At 71.3% G+C, this 21,751-nt stretch carries 19 protein-coding genes; 8 read left to right on the top strand and 11 right to left on the bottom strand.

The window, feature by feature from the left end; translation table 11 throughout:
- Positions 1 to 5: 5 nt before the first annotated feature.
- Both dxs and DN069_RS05685 read left to right on the top strand, forming a co-directional pair.
- Positions 6 to 1,946 carry a 1-deoxy-D-xylulose-5-phosphate synthase gene (gene dxs / locus DN069_RS05680; protein ID WP_111499720.1) on the top strand — a complete coding sequence of 647 codons (1,941 nt, stop codon included), beginning with the start codon at positions 6 to 8 and terminating at the stop codon, positions 1,944 to 1,946.
- On the top strand, positions 1,936 to 3,342 hold the full coding sequence (locus tag DN069_RS05685) for an aspartate aminotransferase family protein (protein WP_111499721.1): 1,407 nt from the start codon (positions 1,936 to 1,938) through the stop codon (positions 3,340 to 3,342). The genes dxs and DN069_RS05685 overlap by 11 nt, the downstream gene beginning before the upstream one ends.
- Positions 3,343 to 3,383: 41 nt before the next feature.
- On the opposite strand, the gene DN069_RS05690 is transcribed toward DN069_RS05685, so the two are convergent.
- The 8 genes from DN069_RS05690 to DN069_RS05725 all read right to left on the bottom strand — a co-directional run bounded on the left by DN069_RS05690 (position 3,384) and on the right by DN069_RS05725 (position 11,212).
- Entirely contained in the window at positions 3,384 to 3,758 is a 375-nt protein-coding gene (locus DN069_RS05690; RefSeq protein ID WP_111499722.1) for a hypothetical protein, read from the bottom strand.
- Between the two features lie 43 nt (positions 3,759 to 3,801).
- The gene (locus DN069_RS05695; RefSeq protein ID WP_424556259.1) at positions 3,802 to 4,731 is read right to left on the bottom strand and encodes a phosphatase PAP2 family protein; all 930 of its coding nucleotides are present in this window, start codon (positions 4,729 to 4,731) and stop codon (positions 3,802 to 3,804) included.
- A gap of 283 nt (positions 4,732 to 5,014) precedes the next feature.
- Positions 5,015 to 5,758 carry an SDR family oxidoreductase gene (locus tag DN069_RS05700; protein WP_111499724.1) on the bottom strand — a complete coding sequence of 248 codons (744 nt, stop codon included), beginning with the start codon at positions 5,756 to 5,758 and terminating at the stop codon, positions 5,015 to 5,017.
- Positions 5,759 to 5,810: 52 nt separating this feature from the next.
- Positions 5,811 to 6,908: an acyl-CoA dehydrogenase family protein gene (locus tag DN069_RS05705; RefSeq protein WP_111499725.1), complete on the bottom strand. Its 1,098-nt coding sequence runs from the start codon at positions 6,906 to 6,908 to the stop codon at positions 5,811 to 5,813.
- Positions 6,905 to 8,080, bottom strand: a complete 1,176-nt coding sequence (locus DN069_RS05710) for an acyl-CoA dehydrogenase family protein (protein ID WP_111499726.1) — start codon at positions 8,078 to 8,080, stop codon at positions 6,905 to 6,907. The genes DN069_RS05705 and DN069_RS05710 overlap by 4 nt, the downstream gene beginning before the upstream one ends.
- Before the next feature lie 88 nt (positions 8,081 to 8,168).
- Positions 8,169 to 8,927, bottom strand: a complete 759-nt coding sequence (gene fabG, locus DN069_RS05715) for a 3-oxoacyl-ACP reductase FabG (RefSeq protein WP_111499727.1) — start codon at positions 8,925 to 8,927, stop codon at positions 8,169 to 8,171.
- Positions 8,928 to 8,963: 36 nt separating this feature from the next.
- Positions 8,964 to 10,196, bottom strand: a complete 1,233-nt coding sequence (locus DN069_RS05720; RefSeq protein ID WP_111499728.1) for an acyl-CoA dehydrogenase family protein — start codon at positions 10,194 to 10,196, stop codon at positions 8,964 to 8,966.
- Positions 10,196 to 11,212, bottom strand: coding sequence for a phosphotransferase family protein (locus DN069_RS05725; RefSeq protein WP_111499744.1), 1,017 nt, complete (start codon positions 11,210 to 11,212; stop codon positions 10,196 to 10,198). The genes DN069_RS05720 and DN069_RS05725 overlap by 1 nt, the downstream gene beginning before the upstream one ends.
- A gap of 97 nt (positions 11,213 to 11,309) precedes the next feature.
- On the opposite strand from DN069_RS05725, the gene DN069_RS05730 reads away from it, so the two are divergent.
- The 4 genes from DN069_RS05730 to DN069_RS05745 all read left to right on the top strand — a co-directional run bounded on the left by DN069_RS05730 (position 11,310) and on the right by DN069_RS05745 (position 16,050).
- On the top strand, positions 11,310 to 11,903 hold the full coding sequence (locus DN069_RS05730; protein ID WP_111499729.1) for a TetR/AcrR family transcriptional regulator: 594 nt from the start codon (positions 11,310 to 11,312) through the stop codon (positions 11,901 to 11,903).
- A gap of 228 nt (positions 11,904 to 12,131) precedes the next feature.
- Positions 12,132 to 13,037, top strand: coding sequence for a MarR family winged helix-turn-helix transcriptional regulator (locus DN069_RS42565; protein WP_111499730.1), 906 nt, complete (start codon positions 12,132 to 12,134; stop codon positions 13,035 to 13,037).
- A gap of 441 nt (positions 13,038 to 13,478) precedes the next feature.
- On the top strand, positions 13,479 to 14,189 hold the full coding sequence (locus DN069_RS05740) for an aggregation-promoting factor C-terminal-like domain-containing protein (protein ID WP_111499731.1): 711 nt from the start codon (positions 13,479 to 13,481) through the stop codon (positions 14,187 to 14,189).
- A gap of 94 nt (positions 14,190 to 14,283) precedes the next feature.
- Positions 14,284 to 16,050 (top strand): AMP-binding protein, encoded by a 1,767-nt coding sequence (locus tag DN069_RS05745; RefSeq protein WP_207892056.1) that lies wholly within the window; start codon positions 14,284 to 14,286, stop codon positions 16,048 to 16,050.
- Here the strand turns inward: DN069_RS05745 and DN069_RS05750 are convergent.
- Positions 15,984 to 16,868, bottom strand: a complete 885-nt coding sequence (locus DN069_RS05750) for a TrmB family transcriptional regulator (protein WP_111499733.1) — start codon at positions 16,866 to 16,868, stop codon at positions 15,984 to 15,986. The genes DN069_RS05745 and DN069_RS05750 overlap by 67 nt on opposite strands.
- A 187-nt stretch (positions 16,869 to 17,055) precedes the next feature.
- On the opposite strand from DN069_RS05750, the gene DN069_RS05755 reads away from it, so the two are divergent.
- Positions 17,056 to 18,648: an MDR family MFS transporter gene (locus tag DN069_RS05755; RefSeq protein ID WP_111499734.1), complete on the top strand. Its 1,593-nt coding sequence runs from the start codon at positions 17,056 to 17,058 to the stop codon at positions 18,646 to 18,648.
- Between the two features lie 69 nt (positions 18,649 to 18,717).
- Here the strand turns inward: DN069_RS05755 and DN069_RS05760 are convergent, their stop codons facing one another.
- Positions 18,718 to 19,509: an SDR family NAD(P)-dependent oxidoreductase gene (locus DN069_RS05760; RefSeq protein WP_111499735.1), complete on the bottom strand. Its 792-nt coding sequence runs from the start codon at positions 19,507 to 19,509 to the stop codon at positions 18,718 to 18,720.
- Positions 19,510 to 19,645: 136 nt separating this feature from the next.
- Between DN069_RS05760 and DN069_RS05765 the strand changes: the two genes are divergently transcribed.
- Complete coding sequence (locus tag DN069_RS05765; RefSeq protein ID WP_111499736.1) at positions 19,646 to 20,620, top strand: sigma-70 family RNA polymerase sigma factor; 975 nt, start codon at positions 19,646 to 19,648, stop codon at positions 20,618 to 20,620.
- A 2-nt stretch (positions 20,621 to 20,622) separates the two neighbouring features.
- On the opposite strand, the gene DN069_RS05770 is transcribed toward DN069_RS05765, so the two are convergent.
- Positions 20,623 to 21,390, bottom strand: a complete 768-nt coding sequence (locus tag DN069_RS05770) for a hypothetical protein (protein WP_243638937.1) — start codon at positions 21,388 to 21,390, stop codon at positions 20,623 to 20,625.
- Positions 21,391 to 21,751 lie beyond the last annotated feature (361 nt).

Here is a 21,751-nt window from a genome sequence, read left to right on the forward strand (position 1 = left end):
AGTCGATGTCCCTGCTCGAATCGATCCGTAGCCCCCGCGACCTGCGCCCGCTGCCGCCCTCGGAACTCGAGAAGCTGGCGGAGGAGATCAGGGAGTTCCTGATCGACGCCATCACCCGTTCCGGCGGGCACCTCGGTCCGAACCTGGGCGTGGTGGAACTGACCATCGCGCTGCACCGGGTCTTCGACTCGCCCAAGGACCGGATCCTCTTCGACACCGGGCACCAGTCGTATGTCCACAAACTGCTGACCGGGCGTCAGGATTTCGACCGGTTCAAGAACAGCGGGGGCCTGTCCGGCTATCCCTCGCGCGCCGAGTCCGAGCACGACGTCATCGAGAACTCGCACGCCTCCACCGTCCTCGGCTACGCCGACGGGCTCGCCAAGGCCAACCAGCGCCTCGGGCACACGGACCGTCACGTCGTCGCGGTCACCGGCGACGGCGCGCTGACCGGCGGCATGGCCTGGGAGGCGCTCAACAACATCGCCGAGGCGACCGACCGCCCGGTGATCATCGTCGTCAACGACAACGAGCGCTCCTACGCGCCCACCATCGGCGGCCTCGCCAACCACCTCACCACGTTGCGCACCAACCTGCGCACCACCCAGGGCTACGAGCGGGTCCTCTCCTGGGGCAAGGACACCCTGCAGCGCACGCCCGTCGTCGGCGGACCGATCTACGACGCGCTGCACGGCGCCAAGAAGGGCTACAAGGACGCGTCCCAGCCGCAGGGCATGTTCGAGGACCTGGGGCTGAAGTACATCGGCCCGATCGACGGCCACGACATCGCCGCCGTCGAGTCCGCGCTGCGCCGGGCGCGCGGCTTCGGCGGGCCGATCATCGTGCACTGCCTGACCGAGAAGGGCCGCGGTTACCGTCCCGCCGAACTGGACGAGGCCGACCACTTCCACCAGGTCGGCGCGATCGACCCGATCACCTGCGAGCCGCTGCGGCCCTCCACGGGCGTCTCCTGGACGTCGGTCTTCGGCAAGGAGCTGGTGGCGATCGGCCACGAGCGCCCGGACGTGGTCGCGATCACCGCGGCGATGCTGCAGCCGGTCGGCCTGCAGGCCTTCGCCCGCGAGTTCCCCGGCCGGATCTACGACGTCGGCATCGCCGAGCAGCATGCCGCGGTCTCCGCGGCCGGGCTCGCCACCGGCGGCCTGCATCCCGTGGTCGCCGTCTACGCCACCTTCCTCAACCGCGCCTTCGACCAGGTGCTGATGGACTGCGCGCTGCACCGGTGCGGCGTCACCTTCGTGCTCGACCGCGCCGGGGTGACCGGCACCGACGGCGCCTCGCACAACGGCATGTGGGACCTTTCGATCCTCCAGGTCGTGCCCGGCCTGCGGATCGCGGCCCCGCGCGACGCCGACCAACTGCGCGCCGAGTTGCGCGAGGCGCTGGACGTGGCCGACGCGCCCACCGTGGTCCGCTACCCGAAGGCCGAGGTCGGTCCGCCCATCGAGGCCGAGGAGCGGATCGGCGGCGTCGACGTGCTGCTGCGCACCGGCCCGGCCGGAGGGGCACCCGAACCGGACGTGCTGCTGATCGCGGTCGGCACGATGGCCTCCGCGTGCCTGGACGCCGCGGCGCTGCTGACCGCCGAGGGCCTCGGCGCCACCGTCGTCGACCCGCGCTGGGTCAAGCCCGTCGATCCGGCGTTGCTGGAGCTCGCGGCCCGGCACCGGCTGGTCGTCACCGTCGAGGACAACGGTCGCGTGGGCGGCGTCGGCACGGCCGTCGCCCAGGCGCTGCGGGCCGCCGACATCGACGTCCCGACGCGCGAACTCGGCATCCCGCAGCGGTTCCTGGACCATGCGGCGCGCGCGGAGATCCTGGACGAGATCGGGCTCACCGGTCCGGGGATCGCGGCCCAGACCGCCACTTTCGCCAAGGCCTTGACGCCTGACACCGTTGGAGGGGAACAGCACGATGGCAGCTGAGCCGGACGAGACCAGCCCGAAGTTCGACGTCGAGGCGCTGCTGAAGGAGCGCGGGGGCGAGCGCTACCGCCTGCACGCCGAGAACCTGAACCACCAGCTGCCGCGGATGCTGCGCACCATCGGCTTCGACAAGGTCTACGAGCGGGCCCAGGGCGCCTACTTCTACGACGCCGAGGGCAACGACTACCTCGACATGCTGGCCGGCTTCGGCATCTTCGCGCTCGGCCGGCACCACCCCGTGGTCCGGGACGCGCTGCACCAGGTGATGGACCTGGAGCTGGCGGACCTCACCCGGTTCGACTGCCAGCCGCTGCCCGGCCTGCTGGCCGAGAAGCTGCTCTCCTACAGCCCGCACCTGGACCGGGTCTTCTTCGGCAACAGCGGCACCGAGGCGGTGGAGACGGCGCTGAAGTTCGCCCGCTACGCCACCGGCAAGCCGCGGATCCTCTACTGCCACCACGCCTTCCACGGCCTGACCACCGGTTCCCTCTCGGTCAACGGCGAGGACGGCTTCCGCAAGGGCTTCGCCCCGTTGCTGCCCGACACCTCCATCCCGCTCGGCGACCTGGAGCGGCTGGAACGGGAGCTGCAGAAGGGCGACGTGGCGGCGCTGATCGTCGAGCCCATCCAGGGCAAGGGCGTCCACGCCGCCCCCGACGGCTACCTGCGCGTCGCCCAGGACCTGCTTCACCGCCACAAGGCCCTGCTGATCGCCGACGAGGTGCAGACCGGCATGGGCCGCACCGGCGACTTCTACGCCTACCAGCACGAGGCCGGCGTCGAGCCGGACCTGGTCTGCGTCGCGAAGGCGCTGTCCGGCGGGTACGTGCCGGTGGGCGCGACGCTGGGCAAGGAGTGGATCTTCGAGAAGGTCTACTCGTCGATGGACCGGGTGCTGGTCCACTCGGCGAGCTTCGGCTCGAACGCCCAGGCCATGACGGCGGGTCTGGCCACGCTGCACGTCTTCGAGAACGAGCAGGTCGTCGCGAACGCCCGGCGCGTCGGGGACCTGTTCCGCGAGCGGCTGGCGGCGCTGATCCCCAGGTACGAGATGCTCGCCGACGTGCGCGGTCGCGGTCTGATGATCGGCATCGAGTTCGGCAAGCCGCAGTCGCTGAAGCTGCGCACCGGCTGGACCGCGCTGCAGGCCGCCCGCAAGGGCCTGTTCGCGCAGATGGTCGTGGTCCCGCTGATGCAGCGGCACAGGATCCTCACCCAGGTCTCCGGCGACCACCTGGAGGTCATCAAGCTGATCCCGCCGCTGACCATCGGCGAGGCCGAGGTGGACCGCTTCGTCACCGCGTTCGAGGAGATCATGGACGAGGCCCACAGCGGCACCGGCCTGATGCGGGACTTCGGCAAGACGCTGATCAAGCAGGCCGTGGCGGCACGGTAGCCGCCAGGGGCGCGGGACCTCCGTCCCGCGCCCCCGAGGGGTCACACCTCGAGGTTCTCCTCGAGCTTGCGCATCATGTGGCGGGCCATGGCGAGGTTGGAACGCTGCCGGTCGAGCGCCAGGTAGAGGAAGATCCCCTGGCTGCCCTTGTGGGTCAGCGGCCGGATCAAGTGGTACTGGGCGGTGAGCGTGATCAGGATGTCCTCGATGGCCTCGTTGTGGAGGTTGAGCATCTCCATCGTGCGCATCTTGGCCCGGACCACGTCGGTGTTGCCCGCCGCGGCGACGTTCAGGTCGAGTTCGGTGCCGGTGCCCAGCGTGCCCAGTGCGAGGCCGCTGTTGTAGTCGACGAGTGCGACCCCGATCGCGCCCTCGATGCCCATCGCGTCCTTGAGTGCAGCTTCCATGTTCGCCATGGCGAGGACTTTAGAAGTGGCATTCGAAGGGGTGGGTCGAATGTCAGGAGATGATCGGAACCGACCGCTTGGCATGTGCCGGGATCTTGCGATGATCGCGAGGCGTGGGCAGCGGTGTCCGGATCTGGTCGCTCCCCGACCTTCCGCCGGTCGACGTTCCGTCGGCCGACCCTCCGCCACGCGTCCAGTGGTCGCCGCGCTCGCCGAGGCGCTCGCGCAGCCAGGGGCTGATCCGCTCGGACCAGAAGCGGCACATCCGCTCGTCGGCGCTGGTGATGATCGGCTCGAAGAGCGGCAGGATCAGCAGCACCAGCGCGCCGGCGGCCCAGCCGGCCAGCACGTCGGTCACCCAGTGGGTGCCGAGGTAGACCGTCGTGGCGCCGATCGACAGGCCGGCCCAGGCGGCCAGCCCCGCGCCCGTGCGGCGCCAGCGGGTGGCCAGGTAGGCGACGACGCCCCAGGTCACCACGGCGTTCGCGGTGTGCCCGGACGGGAATATGTCCCCGCCGAGGAAGATCTCGTTGGAGCCGTAGATGTGCGCGTAGTGCGGGCCGAGCCGGCCCGTTCCGATCTTGACGGCGCCCACGGACATGTTCAGCAGCACGAGGGAGACGCCCAGCACCAGCAGCGGCCGCCAGGACTTCGTCCGCCAGGAACGCCAGCCCAGCCAGGCCGACACCACGATGGCGGCGGGTCCGCGCTGTCCGGCGATGACGTAGTAGTTGAGGAAGTCCCACACGGCAGGCCAGTGCTCGTAGGGCTTCCACTTCATGACCTCCCAGTCGAAAGCGACCAGGCGGGAGGTGGAGAAGACGGCGACGATGATGGTGGCGTAGGCGACCAGGGTGATGGCGAAGAGGATCTTGTGGGTACGGCTCAGCGGCCGCCAGCGCTCTCTGCTGGGCGGCTGCTCCTCAAACTCCCGGTCGAGCTCCCGCTCGAGCAGGCTCCCCGTTGTCCTCTGGCTACGCACCCCTTCGACGTTACAGTGTTGCGGCTTCAACTCCCGCAGCGAGGTCATCTTCGTGACAACCATGTGACCTGGTGGATTGTCGGATCTGAATAAGAGTCGACGCTTTTCCGGCGGTGGCCGCCGGGGGATGTGATCTGCATCATCCTTGATCACCCGGCGGTTTGGGTCCGACTTTCCCTGGGAATGCGCGGCGCGCGGATTTCCTCCCGTCACGACTGGTATGAATTCCCCGTCATGGCGGGAGGCATTCCGTCACTTTTCAGCCAATGCCACAATCAGGCCGTCAGGCCAGCCCGCCGCCGAGCGTCAGCCCGCCGTCCAGCACGAGCGTCTGGCCGGTGATCCACGCCGCCTGCTCGGAGAGCAGGAAGGCGATGGTCCCGCCCACGTCCTGCGGCTCACCGAGCCGCCCGAGCGGGTAGCTCTTGACCACCTGCTCCTCGTGCCCGGCGAACAGCGCCTCGGCGAACTTCGTGCGCACCACCGCCGGCGCGACCGCGTTGACCCGCACCCGCGGCGCGAGCTCGTGGGCGAGCTGCTGGGTCAGCTGCACGAGCGCCGCCTTGCTGGCTCCATACATCCCGATCCCGGGCGCGGGCCCGAGCGCGGAGACGGAGGAGACGTTGACGATCGCCCCGCCGTGCTCGGCCTGCCACGCCTTGTGCACCAGCTGCACCCAGCCGAGGGTGGCGACCACGTTGATGTCGAGGATCTTGCGCGCGGCGTCGAGGTCGAGGTCGACCATCGAGCCGTAGACGGGGTTGGTCCCGACGTTGTTGACCAGGTGGTCGACCCGTCCGAACGTCTCCATCGCCCGCTCGACCGTCTCGGCCCGGTGCGCGGCGTCGTGCGACTTGCCCGCGACCCCGAGCGCGACCTCCGGCCCGCCGAGCGCCGCGACGGCCTCGTCGAGGGACGCGGCGTCCCGCCCGGTGATCACCACGCGGTCCCCGCGCTCGACCAGCGCCTGGGCTGCGGCAAACCCGATCCCCCGGCTGGCGCCGGTGACGATTGCGACCTTGGACATGTGGAGCTCCTTGTGTGATTGGTTCAGTTGCGCCGCCTCAGGGGCGCGAGGCTCAGACTTCGAGGTCGACGAGTTCGGCGATGCGCGCGCGGTGGCGGTCGGCGGTGCCGAGGGCGAGGGACGCGCTCTTGGCGCGCTTGAGGTAGAGGTGGGCCGGGTGCTCCCAGGTGAAGCCGATGCCGCCGTGCAGCTGCACCGCCTCCTCCGCGGCGGTCACCGCCGCGCCCGAAGCGAACGCCTGGGCCAGTGCCGAGCACAGCGGGACGTCCACCCCGCGCGTCACCGCGCCCGCGCCCGCGCGGGCGACCGCGCGCAGCTGGGTGACCAGCACCCACAGGTCCGCGAGCCGGTGCTTGACCGCCTGGAACGAGCCGATCGGACGGCCGAACTGGTGCCGCTCCTTGGCGTACGCGACGGTGGTGGTGAGCGCCCACTCCGCCACACCCAGCTGCTCGCTGGCCAGCAGCGCCGCGCCCCACTCCAGCGCCGCCCCGACGGCCGCCGCCGCGTTCGAGCCGGAGGCGAGCAGGACGCCCTCGACCTCCTCCAGGGTGACGACGGCGAGTTGGCGGGTCATGTCGAGCGAGACCATCGGCTCGACGTACGCGCCCGTGACGGCATACAGCTCCGGCGTCCCGTCCTCGGCGACCGCCGGGACGAGCAGCACGTCCGCCGCGAGCGCGTCGGCGACGTGCCGGACCGTGCCCGAGAGCAGACCGCCCGAGACCCGGACGTCGGTGGGGAAGGCCCCGGCCGGCGGCTTCGCGAAGGGCACGGCCAGCGTCCCGATCGCCTCGCCGGAGGCGAGTTGCGGCAGGATCTTGCGCTCGCCGATCGTGAGCAGTGCGGCCGTCGCCAGCACGCAGCTGCCGAAGTAGGGGACCGGCGCGACGGCGCGTCCCAGCTCCTCCAGCACGACGGCGACCTCGCGCCAGCTCGCGCCGGCGCCGCCCAGCTCCTCCGGCACGGGCAGGCCGGTGACGCCGAGCTCGCCGGCCAGCGCCCGCCACAGGGCGAGGTCGGTGGTCTGCTCCGTCTCGGTGCGGGCGAGGGTTGCCTGCGCGGGGGCCCGATCGGCCAGCAGCGCACGGACGTTGGCGCGCAGTTCTTCCTCGACCTCGCTGTAGCCCAGGTCTGTGTCGCCGCTCATCGGGGCAGGTCCTTCCAGGCGACGTCCTTGTCGACGCGGATCTCCTGGGGCAGCCCCAGCACCCGCTCGGCGATGATGTTGCGCAGGATCTCCGAGGTGCCGCCCTCGATCGAGTTGCCCTTGGCGCGCAGGTACCGGTAGCCCGGGCTGCCGTCGAGCATCGACGGGTGGGCGGGGCGCCGGAAGCTCCAGTCGTGGTACTCCAGCCCTTCGGCGCCGAGCAGGTCCAGCTCCAGGCCGGAGATCTGCTGGTTCAGCCGGGCGAAGGCGAGCTTCGCCGCGCTGCCCTCCGGCCCCGGTTGCCCGGCGGCGAGCTGCTGTCGCAGCCGCTCCGAGGTGAGCCGCGCGGCTTCGGCGTCGACCCAGAGCCGCAGCAGCGCGTCCTGCTGGGCGGGCGTGTGCAGCTCGGGGTGCTCGCGCCAGGTGCGGGCGAGCACGCCGATCATGCCTCCCTCGCGGGGCTCGGCGTGACCGCCGATGGCGACGCGCTCGTTCATCAGCGTCGTCTGCGCGACGCGCCACCCGTCACCGACGGCACCGAGCCGGTGCGCGTCGGGGATGCGGACACCGGTCAGGAAGACCTCGTTGAACTCGGCCTCGCCGGTGGCCTGGCGCAGCGGTCGGACCTCCACGCCGGGGGCGTGCCTGTCGCAGACGAAGTACGTCATGCCGCGGTGCTTGGGGACGTCCGGGTCGGTGCGGGTGACCAGGATCGCCCAGTCGGCCTCGTGGGCGAGGGACGTCCACACCTTCTGGCCGTCGACGATCCAGTCCTCACCCTCGCGCACGGCGCGCGTCCCGAGCGCCGCGAGGTCCGAGCCGGCACCGGGCTCGGAGAAGAGCTGGCACCAGACCTCCTCCCCGGTCCACAGCGGCCGGAGGAAACGGCGCCGCACCTCGTCACTCCCGTGCGCGAGCAGCGTCGGCGCCGCCATCCCGAGCCCGATGCCGTGTCGTCCGCTGTCGAGCGTGGGGGCCCCGGCAGCGGCGAAGGCATCGTTCACCTCCTGCTGGACCGCTCTCGGCGCGGACCGGCCGCCGAGCCCTTCGGGAAAGTGCACCCACGCGAGCCCGGCGTCGAACCGCGCACCGAGGAAGTCCGCGACGGGGGTGGTCGCGGGGTCGTGCGCTGTCAGCAAGCCGCTGATCGCGCGGGTCAGTTCAGCATCCACGAGACGATCACCTTTCGACTCTGAATGGGTTGCACTCCCCAGCGGCGCGAGGAACTGCGCGAGGTCCCCGCGCCCCTGGCGCTACGCGCTAGTCCAGCGGGCCGCCGGCGACGTAGATGACCTGGCCGGAGACGAAGCCCGCGCCCTCGCTCACCAGGAAGGAGATGGTGTGCGCGATGTCCTCCGGCACGCCCACGCGGTTGACCGGGATCATCGCGGCCGCAGCCGTCTTGAACTCCTCGAAGCCCATGCCGACACGCTCCGCGGTCGCCGCGGTCATGTCCGTGGCGATGAAGCCGGGGGCCACCGCGTTCGCGGTGATGCCGAACTGGCCCAGCTCCTTGGCCAGCGTCTTGGTGAAGCCCTGCAGACCGGCCTTGGCGGCGCTGTAGTTGGCCTGGCCGCGGTTGCCCAGCGCGCTGGACGACGACAGGTTGACGATGCGGCCGTAGCGCTCGTCGACCATGTGCTTCTGGCAGGCCTTGGACATCAGGAACGCGCCCTTGAGGTGCACGTTCATGACGGTGTCCCAGTCCGACTCGGACATCCTGAACAGCAGGTTGTCGCGCAGCACACCGGCGTTGTTGACCAGGACGGTCGGCACGCCCAGCTCGGCGACGACGCGCTCGACCGCGGCCGCGACCTGCTCGCCGTTGCTGACGTCGGCGCCGACGGCGACGGCCTTGCCGCCCGCCGCGGTGATCTTCTCGACGGTGTCCTTGCCGGCCGACTCCTCCAGGTCGATCACCGCGACGGCGAAGCCGTCCGCGGCCAGGCGGATCGCGGTCGCGGCGCCGATGCCGCGCGCCGCTCCGGTGACGATGGCGACGCGGTTCTGCTCGGTCATGAGAGTGCTTCTCCTGAGGGTGAGTGGGTGAACTGATCAGGCAAGGTAGGGCTTGAGCTCGCGGCGCGCCAGCGACCGCCTGTGGACCTCGTCGGGTCCGTCGGCGAAGCGCAGCGTCCGCGCCGCGGCCCAGAGTTGGGCGAGCGGGTAGTCCTGGGAGACGCCGCCCGCGCCGTGGGCCTGGATGGCCTTGTCGAGGATCCACTCGACCGTGGCCGGGGTGGCGATCTTGATGGCCTGGATCTCGGTGTGGGCGCCCCTGTTGCCGACGGTGTCCATCAGCCAGGCGGTCTTGAGCACCAGCAGGCGCAACTGCTCGATGCGCACCCGGGACTCGGCGATCCACTCCTGGATCACGCCCTGCTCGGCCAGCGGCTTGCCGAAGGCCGTCCGCGAGACGACCCGACGGCACATCAGCTCCACCGCCCGCTCGGCCATGCCGATCAGACGCATGCAGTGGTGGATCCGGCCCGGCCCCAACCGGGCCTGGGCGATGGCGAAGCCGAGGCCCTCGCCGGCGATGAGGTTCTCGGCGGTGACGCGCACGTCGGTGAAGACGATCTCGGCGTGGCCGCCGTGGGCACCGTCGGTGTAGCCGAAGACCTCCATGCCGCGCCGCACGTCCACGCCCGGGGTGTCCCGCGGGACCAGGATCATGCTCTGCTGGCGGTGCTTCTCGGCGTTCGGGTCGGTGCGGCCCATGACGACGAAGATCTCGCATTCGGGACTCATCGCCCCCGAGGACCACCACTTGCGGCCGTTGATGACGTAGGAGTCGCCGTCGCGCTCGATCCGCGTCGCGATGTTGGCCGCGTCGGAGGAGGCGACCTCGGGCTCGGTCATGCAGAACGCGGAGCGGATCTCGCCCGCCAACAGCGGGGTCAGCCAGCGCTTCTGCTGCTCGGGGGTGCCGAACTCGGCCAGCACCTCCATGTTCCCGGTGTCCGGGGCCGCGCAGTTGAGCGCCTCCGGTGCGAGGTACGGGCTGCGGCCGGTGATCTCGGCGAGCGGCGCGTACTGAAGGTTCGTCAGACCCGCGCCGTGCTCCGCGTTCGGCAGGCTGTGCTGGTCTACAAGAAACAGGTTCCACAGCCCCCGCCGCCGCGCCTCCGCCTTGAGCTCGGCCATCACCGCCGGGCGCGCCCAGATGTCGTCGGCCTCCCGCAACTGCTGGGCCGCGACCGGCTCGGCCGGGTAGACGCACTCGTCCATGAAGGCCAGCAGCCGCTCCCGCAGCTCCAGCGTCCGCTCGTCGTAGCCGAAGTCCATCAGCCGGCCGCCTTCCCGTTCATGGTGTCCAGAGCGAGGGCGACCAACGGCGGGACCATCGCGCCGAGGTGGGAGAAGCCGTCGCCGACGGTCTTGCCCTGGGTGAAGCGGTAGTGGATGCCCTCGGCGATGACCGCGAGCTTGTACTGGCCGAAGGCGGTGTACCAGGGCAGGGGAGTGAGGTCGAGGCCGGTGGTGGCGGCGTAGCGCTCCTCGAGCTCGCGCATCGCGGGGAAGCCCAGCTCGGGGCTGACGGCGCCGGCGACGGGGTTGCCGGGCATCCGGCCCGCGATGTCCCAGTACACCTTCATCAGGCCGAGGTCGGCGAGCGGATCGCCGAGGGTGGCCATCTCCCAGTCGAGCACGGCGGCAATGGTGTCGTCCGGGGCCGCGATGGTGTTGTCCAGCCGGTAGTCGCCGTGGACCACGGCGGCCCGCTGCGCGGCGGGGACGCCCTCGCTCAGGCGCTGCTGCAGCTCCTCCATCCCGGGGATGTCACGGCTGCGGGAGCCCTCGAACTGGCGGTGCCAGCGGGAGACCTGGCGCTCCATGTATCCGTCCGGGCGGCCGAACTCGGCCAGGCCGACCTCCGCGGGCCGCACCGCGTGCAGCTCGGCGAGCACGTCGATGAGGCGGAAGGAGAGCGTGCGGGCCCGCTCGGGGCTGAGCCCGGCGGCGTCCTCGGCGGTGCGGTAGACGGTGCCCTGCACCTCGTCCATCAGATAGAAGGGGGCGCCGATGACCTCGGTGTCCTCGCAGAGCAGGTGGACGGTGGGCACCGGCACGGGGGTGGGCGCGAGGGCGGCGATGACACGGTGCTCGCGGGCCATGTCGTGGGCGGTGGCCAGCACGTGGCCGAGCGGCGGGCGGCGGAGCACCCAGCGGTGGTTGCCGTCGGTGAGCCGGTAGGTCAGATTGGACTTGCCGCCGGAGATCAGCGCGGCCGTCAGCGGCCCGGTGCCGAGGTGGGTGCGGAGCCGGTCGAGGTCCAGCCCCGGAGGCGTCGGAGTGCTCATGCCGGTCACGATACCGACTAGTAGGTATGTGGACTAGAGTGGCTCGCGCGTGGTGCGCACCACGTTGACAGCAGTGAGGTACGGAGAGAGGACGCCCATGGCAGCCCGCGTCGACATGGCGGTCCCCGTGCAGGAGCGGCTGCTCGCCGCCGCCAGCCGGCTCTTCGCGGAGCGCGGCTTCGCCCCCACCTCGGTGCAGGACATCGTGGAGCTGGCCGGCGTGACCAAGGGCGCGATGTACCACTACTACGCCTCCAAGGACGATCTGCTGCAGCAGATCTACACCCGGCTGCTGCTGGTGCAGGCGCAGCGGCTGGCGGACATCGCGGAGACCCCGGGCCCGGTGGCCGAGCGGCTGCGCGCTGCCGCGGCCGATGTAGTGGTCACCACCCTGGAGCACCTCGACGACGCGATGGTCTCCTTCCGTTCGATGCACATGCTTCCGGCCGACCGCCAGGCCCAGGTGCGGGCCGACCGCCGGCGCTATCACGAGCGGTTCCGGGCGCTGATCGAGGAGGGACAGAGCGACGGGGTGTTCCGCGCGGACCTCCCGGCGGATCTGGTCACCCATCAGTTCTTCGGGGGCGTACACCATCTCGGGAGCTGGTATCGCGCCGACGGCGAACTGACCCCCCTGGCCATTGGTGCTTCCTTTGCCGAGCTTTTGCTCAGGAGCTTGCAACCGATCTGAGTCGAACACCAACGATCGAGTCGGATCACGATTGGATCGCGGCCCTCTGGGCCATGTCGCTCTGGTCTGTCTGGTTTGTATAGTGTCGGCCAGCAGCCGACGGCTGTCCGGCCGAAAACTCCGTACACAGGACCCCCACATGGGGCTTCCCCACGGTCGCGCCGCTCACGATCCGAACGCGCCCACCCACAGGGCTATCAAGCGTCGGGAACACTTCAGGACGGTCCTATGGTGCTGGGGGATATCGACATGACGGGCACGCCGATCCGCTTGTCCCAGTCGCCTGGTCAACTGATCCGCATAGCCCAGCAGGTCCACACGCGACTGTGGGCCGAGCACGTCGGCGGCGAGCTCACCGCGCCGCAGTACGCCGCGCTCATCGCCCTGGCTCTCGAGCCCGGGGCCGACCAGCGCACGGTCGGCGAGCGCGCCTCGCTGGACAAGGCGACCATGGCCGAAATGGTCGGTCGCCTGGTCCGCCGCGGCGTGGTGCTGCGCCGCCGCGACCCCGCGGACGGCCGCCGCAAGCTGCTGACCCTCTCGCCCCACGGCGAGCAGGTCATGCAGGCGGCCTCGGCCGGCGTCGCGGTGGTCCAGCGCGAGCTGCTCGTGCCGCTGACGGAGCCCGAGCGCTCCGAGCTGATGATGGCGCTGGCACGCATGGCGCGGATGGAGAACCTCGCGCTGGAGACCATGGTGGACGCCCGTCCGCTGCTGGACGCGCCACGCGTCGTCGGCTACCTGATCCGGGTGGCCCAGCAGGTGCACACGCGGCTGTGGACGGAGCTGGTCTCGGCCGAGCTCACCGCGCCGCAGCACGCCGTGCTGGACGCGCTGTCCGTGGAGCCGGACATCGACCAGCGCACGGTCGGCGAGCGCACCTCGCTCGACAAGGCGACCATGGCCGAGCTGATCAGCCGCCTCGTCCGCCGTGGCCTGGTGCTGCGCCGGCGCGACCCGTCCGACGGCCGTCGCAACCTGCTGGCGCTGGCTCCCGCGGGCGCGCGCCTGCTGGAGGAGGTCGCCTCCGGCGTCTCCGAGGCCCAGGAGCGGCTGCTCTCGCCGCTGGACGAGATCGAGCGCGAGCGGACCCTCACCCTTCTCGCCCTCACCGCCCGGCTGACGGTGCGCTGACGACTCCTTTCTCCATTGCTTCTCCCAGCGGGCGCCGCGTATGCGGCGCCCGCTGACTTCTTTCATGACGAAGCGGGGCCCTGATCATGTGAGGCCCGCCACACGCGGAGCGGGTCCTACGATCGCGCATAGTTGATCCTTTGTCCGGATCCCGGGTTCGGTGCGCCGTTTTCCGGATCCCGGGCCTTTTTGCGTGTGCAGACCCTTCACACAGGGCTTACGTCGTCTGGCGATCTTCGCCGCAGCTTTGCCACGCCCCTCGACGGGCTGTTCGGCGAACGGTGTTCCACTACGGAGTCGCGTAGTAGAAGGCGGCTTTGGACCGCGTGGTCGCGGCTTGTTATCAATGGCCGTCGGCGCCGTCCGACCTCGCAGCGCACCTGTCCCGTGCTGCGGGTCGCGGTCGGCAGCCGACCAGTCGAGCGATTGAGAGCTTCTTCCATGCCTTCCCTGCCCTCGTTCAGCCTGCGCAAGCGCGGCATCGCCATCGTCGGCTCCGTCGCCGCCGTGGGCCTCGCCGCGACCGCCGCGGTGGCACTTCCGGGCAACGGCGCGTCCTCCGCGGTCGCGGACCCCAACGCGAAGGCCGCCGTCGCCAGCGCGAGCGCGCAGGCCTCCCAGGAGGCGGCTGCGAAGGCCGCTGCCGCGAAGGCCGCGGCGGAGCAGAAGGCGGCGGCCGAGGCGAAGGCCGCCGCCGCGAAGAAGGCCGCGGACGAGAAGGCCGCCGCCGACAAGGCTGCCGCGCATAAGGCCGCGGCGGAGAAGGCTGCCGCGGACCAGGCGGCGGCGCAGCGCGCCGCGCAGCAGGCCGCGAACCGCTCCCAGCAGCGCCAGCCGGTCCAGCAGCAGGCGCCGGCGGCCCCGTCCGGTAGCCCGCAGGAGATCGCCGCGCAGATCGTCCCCGCCGACCAGCTGGCCTCGTTCGACCAGATCATCTCCCACGAGAGCGGCTGGAACGTCACGGCGACCAACCCCTCCTCCGGCGCGTACGGCCTGGCCCAGGCGCTCCCGGGCTCCAAGATGGCCTCCGCCGGCGCGGACTGGCAGACCAACCCGGCCACCCAGATCCGCTGGGCGCTCAGCTACATGGACTCCACCTACGGCAGCCCGAACGCCGCGTGGGCGTTCTGGCAGGCCCACAACTGGTACTGAGCCCCTCAAGCGTGCTGCAGGGCTCTTGTCAGCTGATATGTGCGGCTGTCACGATCTTGGCTCTGTGATACAGCGCGTCAGCGAGGGGGCGCCCGTGGCCGGCGGTGGGGAGCCGTGGCACCGGTATTACGCGACCGGGGTACCGCACAAGATCAGCATTCCGAACCTGCCCGTGCACGGTCTGCTGGGCGAGGCCGCCGCGAAGCACGGGCGGCGGACCGCCCTGGTGTTCCTCGGGCGCAGGACCAGCTACCGCGCGTTGAACCGCGCCGTCGCGCGCTTCGCCGAGGGGCTCGCCGCGCTGGGGGTCGTCCGCGGTGACCGCGTGGCCCTCGTGCTGCCCAACTGCCCGCAGTACGTGGTGGCGTTCTACGCCACCCTGCGGTTGGGCGCGGTCGTCGTCCCGACCAACCCCCTCTACACCGAGTCCGAACTGGCCCACCAGCTGGGCGACAGCGGCGCCACCGTCGCCGTCGTCTTCGACGGCGCCTTCGCGCGCGTCGACGCGGTGCGGGGCCGGACCGCGCTGCGGCATGTCGTCGTCGCCCCCCTCGCGGACGCGTTGCCGCTGCGGGCGCGCCTCGCGCTCAAGCTGCCGCTGGCCCGGTCCCGCGCGCTGCGCGGTAAGTTGACCACGGCCCTGCCCGAAGGCGCGGACGCCGTACGGTTCGCCGACGTGCCGCGCCGGCCGCCCAGAGGTGGCGGCGCCGCGCTCGGGCCGGTCAGTCCGCGGACCGCGGTGGCCGTGCTGCAGTACACCGGTGGCACCACCGGCACACCCAAGGGCGCGATGCTGACGCACCGCAACCTCGTCGCCAACGCCCTCCAGGTGCGCGCCTGGTATCCCCAACTGCGGCCGGGACGCGAGACGTTGCTGGCCTGCCTGCCGATGTTCCACGTCTACGGGATGACCATGTGCCTCGGGGTCGCCGCCGCGGCCGGGGCGCGGACGGTGTTGCTGCCGAACTTCGACCCCGAGCTCGTGGTGAGGACGATGCGCCGCGAGCGGCCGACGCTCTTCCCCGGCGTGCCGCCGATGTACCAGGCGCTGATGAAGGAGGCGGAGAAGCACGGCCCGGCGCTCAACCGGGCGCTGCGTTCCGTGCGTTACTGCATCTCCGGCGCGATGCGGCTGGAGCCGGAGACCGTGGACCGCTTCCAGGAGCTGACCGGCGCCCGGCTCGTCGAGGGCTACGGGCTCTCCGAGGCGTCACCCGTGGTGCTGGCCAATCCGCTGAACCGCAACGCCCGTCCGGGCACGGTCGGCATCCCGCTGCCGGGGACCGAGGTCCGCATCGTCGCCGAGGACGATCCCGGCCGGGACCAGCCGTACGGCGAGGCGGGGGAGTTGGTGGTGCGCGGGCCGCAGGTCTTCGCGGGCTACTGGCACGAGCGCGAGGAGAGCGCGGCGATGCTGCACGACCGCTGGCTGTTCACCGGCGACATCGCGGTGATGAGCCCGGACGGCTTCGTCACCGTCATCGACCGCAAGCGCGACGTCATCATCGCCTCGGGGTTCAGTATCTTCCCGAGCGAGATCGAGGACGTGCTGCTGGCGCACCCGGCGGTGGCCGACGCGGCCGTGGTGGGCGTGCCGGACTCCTACCGGGGCGAGACGGTCAAGGCGTGCGTGATCGTGCGGCGGGGCAGCCGGCTGACCGAGCGGGCGCTGATCGAGTACTGCGCCGCCCGGCTCACCGGCTACAAGGTGCCGAAGATCGTGGAGTTCCGGGTGGACCCGCTGCCCCGCAACATGCTCGGCAAGGTGCTGCGCCGGCTGTTGCGGGACGAGCCTCAGGCCTGGGAGGGGTCCGGTTCCGCGTCCTTCGAGGCCTCGGGCTCCGAGGAGGCCGTCGGCTGACGGTCCTTCAGGGCCTCGGCGAGCGTCAGGCTGTTGTCCCAGATGGCGCCGAACGCCAACTGCAGCGCCTCGGCCAGCGAGGGGTGCCGGATGCACAGGGAGGTGGTCGCGCTGTCGCGCGCCACCGGGTCCGGCATGTCGCACAGGACCGTGGAGCCGTCCGCGATGATCATCTTGAGCGGCAGCTCGTCGGCGATCCGGATCTCCTCGCCGGCGTCCACGAACAGGTGCATCACCTCGACCAGCGCCGGGTCGTCCAGGACCTCGCGCGAGTAGACCGAGCGCACGGTGCGGCCGGCGGCGTGCAGCCGGGCGCTGGCCTCCAGGCCGGCCAGGTTCTCCGGCGGGGTGAACCACGGCGGCTTGGAGAAGCTGAGCAGCTCCCGCTCGGCCGTGGTCTGCAGGCGGGCGAACCGCTCGCCGATGTCGGCCGGGTCCCGCAGCACCTCGACGTAGTCGAGCGGGTCGGTGTGGGTGCGGCCGCTGTCGAAGGTGGGCGTGAGCTCGCGGGCGAGCTCGCTGGAGAGGCGCTCCAGCCGCCCGAGGGAGCGCCGCTGCTGCTCGATCAGCCGCTCCACGGCGGTGTCGGGGGCAACGGCGGAGTACCCGGCGACCCGGCCGGGGTGGAGCACGGCGAGCTGCCGACGGATCAGGCCCTCCAGCACGTCGTAGACGCGCTGTCGCGGGACTCCCGCCTCCCTGGCGACTTCTGCCGCGGTGAAGACGTCGCGGCGGATCAGGGCGAGGTACACCCGGGCCTCGTAGTTCGTGAGGCCCAGCTCCTCCAGGTCGGCTGCGCGTCGATCGTCCGTCTGCATGCTGGCACGTTAGCGGCGGGAGTGCGGGTGCTGGCAAGCGGCGGCCACGAGTTCGGGGGACGAGCCGGGCAGGTGGTGGGACTTTTCCGGACAGTTCGAGCACCCTCGGGCTCGTTCGCGCAGCTTACTTGCCGTAAGGCTAGCCCCGCCGTATCGGTTGTCCTACCCATGCAGTACGGTGCCTGGCATGTCAGAGATCTCGACCGACACCCCGGTCACCCCGCCCGGTCCGGAGGCTCCGGCCGACGGCCCCAACTACCTCAGCCACAAGCAGATCATGGTCGTCATGGGCGGCCTCATGGCCGGCATGCTGCTGGCCGCTCTCGACCAGAGCATCGTCGGCACCGCGCTGCCCACCATCGTCAGCCAGCTCGGCGGCATCGACAAGCTCTCCTGGGTGGTCACCGCCTACCTGCTCACCTCGACGGCGGCCACGCCGCTCTGGGGCAAGATCTCCGACCTGTACGGCCGCCGGATCATCTTCCAGGCCGCGATCGTGATCTTCCTGATCGGCTCGGCGCTGGCGGGCCTCAGCCAGAACATGGGCGAGCTGATCGGCTTCCGCGCCATCCAGGGCATCGGCGGCGGCGGTCTGATGTCGCTCGCCTTCGCGATCATCGGTGACGTCATACCTCCGCGCGAGCGTGGCCGCTACCAGGGTCTGATGGGCGCCGTCTTCGGCCTTTCCAGCGTGGCCGGCCCGCTGCTCGGCGGCTGGTTCACCGACTCCATCGGCTGGCGCTGGATCTTCTACATCAACCTGCCCGTCGGCATCGGCGCGCTGGTCGTCTGCTCCTTCGCGCTCAAGCTGCCGGTCAACCGCCGCGAGCACAAGATCGACTACCTGGGCTCGACGCTCATCGTCACCGCCGTCACCAGCCTGCTGCTCTACCTGAACTGGGCCGGTACCAGCTACGGCTGGACCAGCTGGCAGGGCCTGGCCCTGTGCATCGGCTCGATCCTGCTGACCGTGCTGTTCGTGCTGGTCGAGCAGCGCGCCAAGGAGCCGATCCTGCCGATGCGGCTCTTCCGCAACCCGGTCTTCCGGATCGGCAACGGCTTCGGCTTCTTCGCCGGTTTCGCGATGTTCGGCGGCATCATCTACCTGCCGGTCTACCTCCAGGCCGTGCAGGGCATGTCCGCCACCAAGTCCGGCCTCGGCATGCTGCCCGCCGTCGCGGGCATCATGGCCACCGCCATCAGCTCCGGCCGGGTGATGGCCAAGACGGGCAAGTACAAGATCTTCCCGATCATCGGCGCGCTGGTCATCATCGGCTCGCTGCTGCTGCTCTCGACGCTGACCAACACCACGCCGTACTGGCAGGTCGCGCTGTTCGCCTTCGCCTTCGGCGCGGGTCTGGGCCTCACCATGCAGACGGTGGTCACCGCGGTGCAGAACGCGGTCGACTTCCGCGACATGGGCGTCGCCACCGCCTCGGCCACGTTCTTCCGCCAGATCGGCGCGTCCATCGGCACGGCGATCTTCGGCACCGTGCTGACCAGCCGGCTGGCCCACTACCTGAAGCAGGAGTTCGCCCACTCCCCGAAGGGCGCGGGCGCGCTCAAGGGCATGGACACCAACAACGTCCAGGCCATCAAGGCGCTGCCGGAGCCGGTCAAGCACCACGTCACGGGGGCCTTCGCGCACGCCATCGGCGACCTGTTCCTGATCGGTGTTCCGTTCATCGTGATCGCGCTCGGCTTCGCGCTGGTGCTGAAGGAGGTCCCGCTGAAGGCCCTCGGCGGCCCGGCGGCCGCGGACGCGCCCCCGGCGCACTGAGGTCCCTCGCGTGAGGGTGCTCCGGATCGCGTGGCGGTCCGGGGCACCCTTGTCTTCGTTTCTCTGCGCTCAGTCGTCCAGGCGGCCCATCGAGAGGTTGACGTTGGTGCCCGTCATGCCGCTGGCCCGGTCCGAGGCCATGAAGACGGCCAGGTCGGCCACCTCGCGCAGCTTCATGGTCCGCCGGGCGTGGTTGGTACCGGCGAGGTAGTCCTGGAACTGCTCCCAGCTCAGGCCGAGCGCGGGCGCCTTCGCTTCGAACACCTCGCGGAGCGAGGGCGTCTCCGGCAGCCCGTGCGGGCGCAGGCCCACCACGCGGATGCCGTGCGGTGCGAGCTCCGCCGAGAGGTCGCGGGTGAGGGCCTCCTTCGCGGCGGCCGCCGGCCCGTAGCCGCCGTTCAGTGTGCTGCCGCTGCGGGCCGGCAGCGCCGTGACGGTCATGATGACCCCCGACCCCTTCGGCAGCATCTGCCGTGCGGCGGCGGTCGCGGTCTGGAAGTAGGCCCGCGCGTAGTCCGTGACGGGTTGCAGGAACGTCTCGACGTCCAGCTCCGCCATCGGGGTCCCCAGGATCGGCGCGTCCGGCAGGCCGACGGCGTTGAACGAGATGTCGACCCGTCCGGCGCGCTCCACCACCGTCCGCAGGTGGGCCTCCACGGCCTGCCCGTCCAACGCGTCCAGCTCGGTCGCCTCGGCCGAGCCGCCCGCGGCGACGATCTCCTTGGTGACGAGCTCGACCGGCGCGTAGCGGCGACCGGTCGCGAAGACCGTCGCCCCTTCCGCGGCGAAGGCCTGCGCGACCGCGCCGCCGATCGCTCCGCCGGCCCCGTAGACCACCGCGATCTTGTCCTTGAGCAACATCTCTGCCTCCTTGGTGTGATGTCGCAGGTGCAGACAGCGGGGACGGGGAAGACTGGGCGGGCCGGGACCGCCCAGTTCGTGCCCCGGCCGGTGTCTGCCCGGGAGAGAAGCGCTGTTCGTTCGAGGAGAGTGAGACGTGAGCGCCGAGTTGATCGAGCGGGCGAGGGCAGGGGACGGCGAGGCGTTCCGGGAGCTGACCGAGCCGCACCGCCGCGAACTGCAGGTGCACTGCTACCGGATGCTGGGCTCCCTCCAGGACGCCGAGGACGCGCTCCAGGACACGCTGCTGGCCGCCTGGCAGGGCCTCGACGGCTACGAGGGCCGCGCCTCGCTGCGGACCTGGCTCTACCGGATCGCCACCAACCGCTGCCTCAACGCGCTGCGCGCGGCCAAGCGCCGCAGCGCGCGGGAGTGGAACATCCCCGGCGTCGTTCCGCCCGAGCCCACCAGGCTCGGCGAGGCGGTGTGGCTCGAGCCCTTCCCCGACGAGCTGCTGGAGCAGCCGCCGCCGGGGCCCGACGCCCGCTACGAGCAGCGGGAGTCGATCTCGCTGGCCTTCGTGACGGCCCTTCAGCTGCTGCCGCCCCGTCAGCTGGCGGTGCTGGTCCTGCGCGACGTCCTCGGCTTCCACGCGAGTGAGGTCGCCGCGATGCTGGACGCGACGGTCGAGTCGGTCAACAGCGCGCTGAAGCGTGCGCGGACGACACTCGAACGGCGCGCGCCCGCCGGGGTGGGCGAGGTCCCGGCCGCCTCCGAGGACGCGCTCGTCGCGAGGTTCGTCACCGCGTACGAGGCGGCGGACCTCGAGACCTTGGTGACCCTGCTGACCGACGACGTCTTCATGTCGATGCCCCCCATCCCCTTCGAGTACCAGGGCCGCGACGTCGTCGGCCGCTTCGTCGCCGCGCTCTTCGGCGTGGGGCGCCGGTTCGACCTGGTCCCCACCCACGCCAACGGCCAGCCCGCGTTCGGCGCCTACCTCCGCGCGGCGGACGGCCGCCGGCGCGCGACCGGACTCATCGTCATCACGCAGCGCGGCGACCGGATCTGCGCCCTGTCCCGCTTCGAGGGCAGCGTGCTGCGGTGGTTCGGGCTGCCGGACGAGCTCTAGCTCTAGTAGTCGAACCCGACGTGGACGTGGTCGTGGTGGGTGTCGTCGCTGAAGAACTGGTTGCCGCTGCCGGAGAGCAGGTAGGGCCCGCCGACGTTGTAGGAGCCGGCGGCGGCCGCGGCGCGCATGAAGCTCTCCACGAGCGAGCGGGGCGTGGCCGGGTCGACGACGGCCTGCCCGTCGATCGTCCACACGTCGAAGGCGCGGCCCTGGGGATGGTCGCTCGGGCGGGTCGTGCCGAAGACGTCGATCGGGTGACCGGAGCGGACCACGCTCAGCATGATGCGGTAGCTGCGGGCGAGCGTCAGCATGCCGTTCAGTGCGCTGTCGTGGACGTTGCCGCTCAGCACGTCCGCGTGCGCGGCGGGCGGCAGCGTGACCGCCTCCGCGTCGGCGAGGACCGCCCGCGCCGCGCTCGTCAGCGACGCGGCGGGAGGTCCGGGCACGGCCGGGTGCAGCGCGGTCACGTTCCACTGCGGCGAGGCGGCGCTGAGCCGCACGTCGACGGTGGTGCCGCCGCTGTCGTTCCCCGGCGTGTACTGGCGGCAGACCACCAGCACGCTCGCGGAGTCGCTCAGGATCCCCCCGTACTGCGCCTCCAGCACCTGCAGCGCGGCCTCCGGCGCGCTGCCCAGCAGCGCGCCGGCCTGATCGGCGAGCGCCGGGTCGTACCCCGCGTCCGCCGCCCGCTTCCGCGCGGCCTCGACGCCCTGCCCGCCGAGGGGCCACGTCCCGAGTGCCTCGATCAGGCGGACGGCGCGCAGCTTCACCTGTGGCTGGATGTCATTGGGGCTGGGCCGCCAGGGCGCGGTGACGTGCAGGGTCGCTGACGCGCTGGGGCTGGTACTGGGACTGGGGCTCAGGCTGGACGGCGCGGCGGTCGGCGACGGGCGCAGGGGAGAGGACGCCGTGGCCGTCGCGCGCCTGCCGGACGACGTGCACCCGGCCACGCCGAGCACCACCCCGGCCCCAAGGGCGAGGGCCCCACGCCTACTGACGGAAGTCACCCCACCAGCATGCGCTTGCACCCACCCCAGGGGCGCGAGGAACTGCGCGAGAAACCACCCTGTGCGGATGGTCCCCAACGCGCACGGCCATCCGCACGTGGGGTGGTTGCTCGCGCAGTTCCTC

This window comes from Streptacidiphilus pinicola, from assembly GCF_003258295.1.
GTDB lineage: Bacteria > Actinomycetota > Actinomycetes > Streptomycetales > Streptomycetaceae > Streptacidiphilus > Streptacidiphilus pinicola.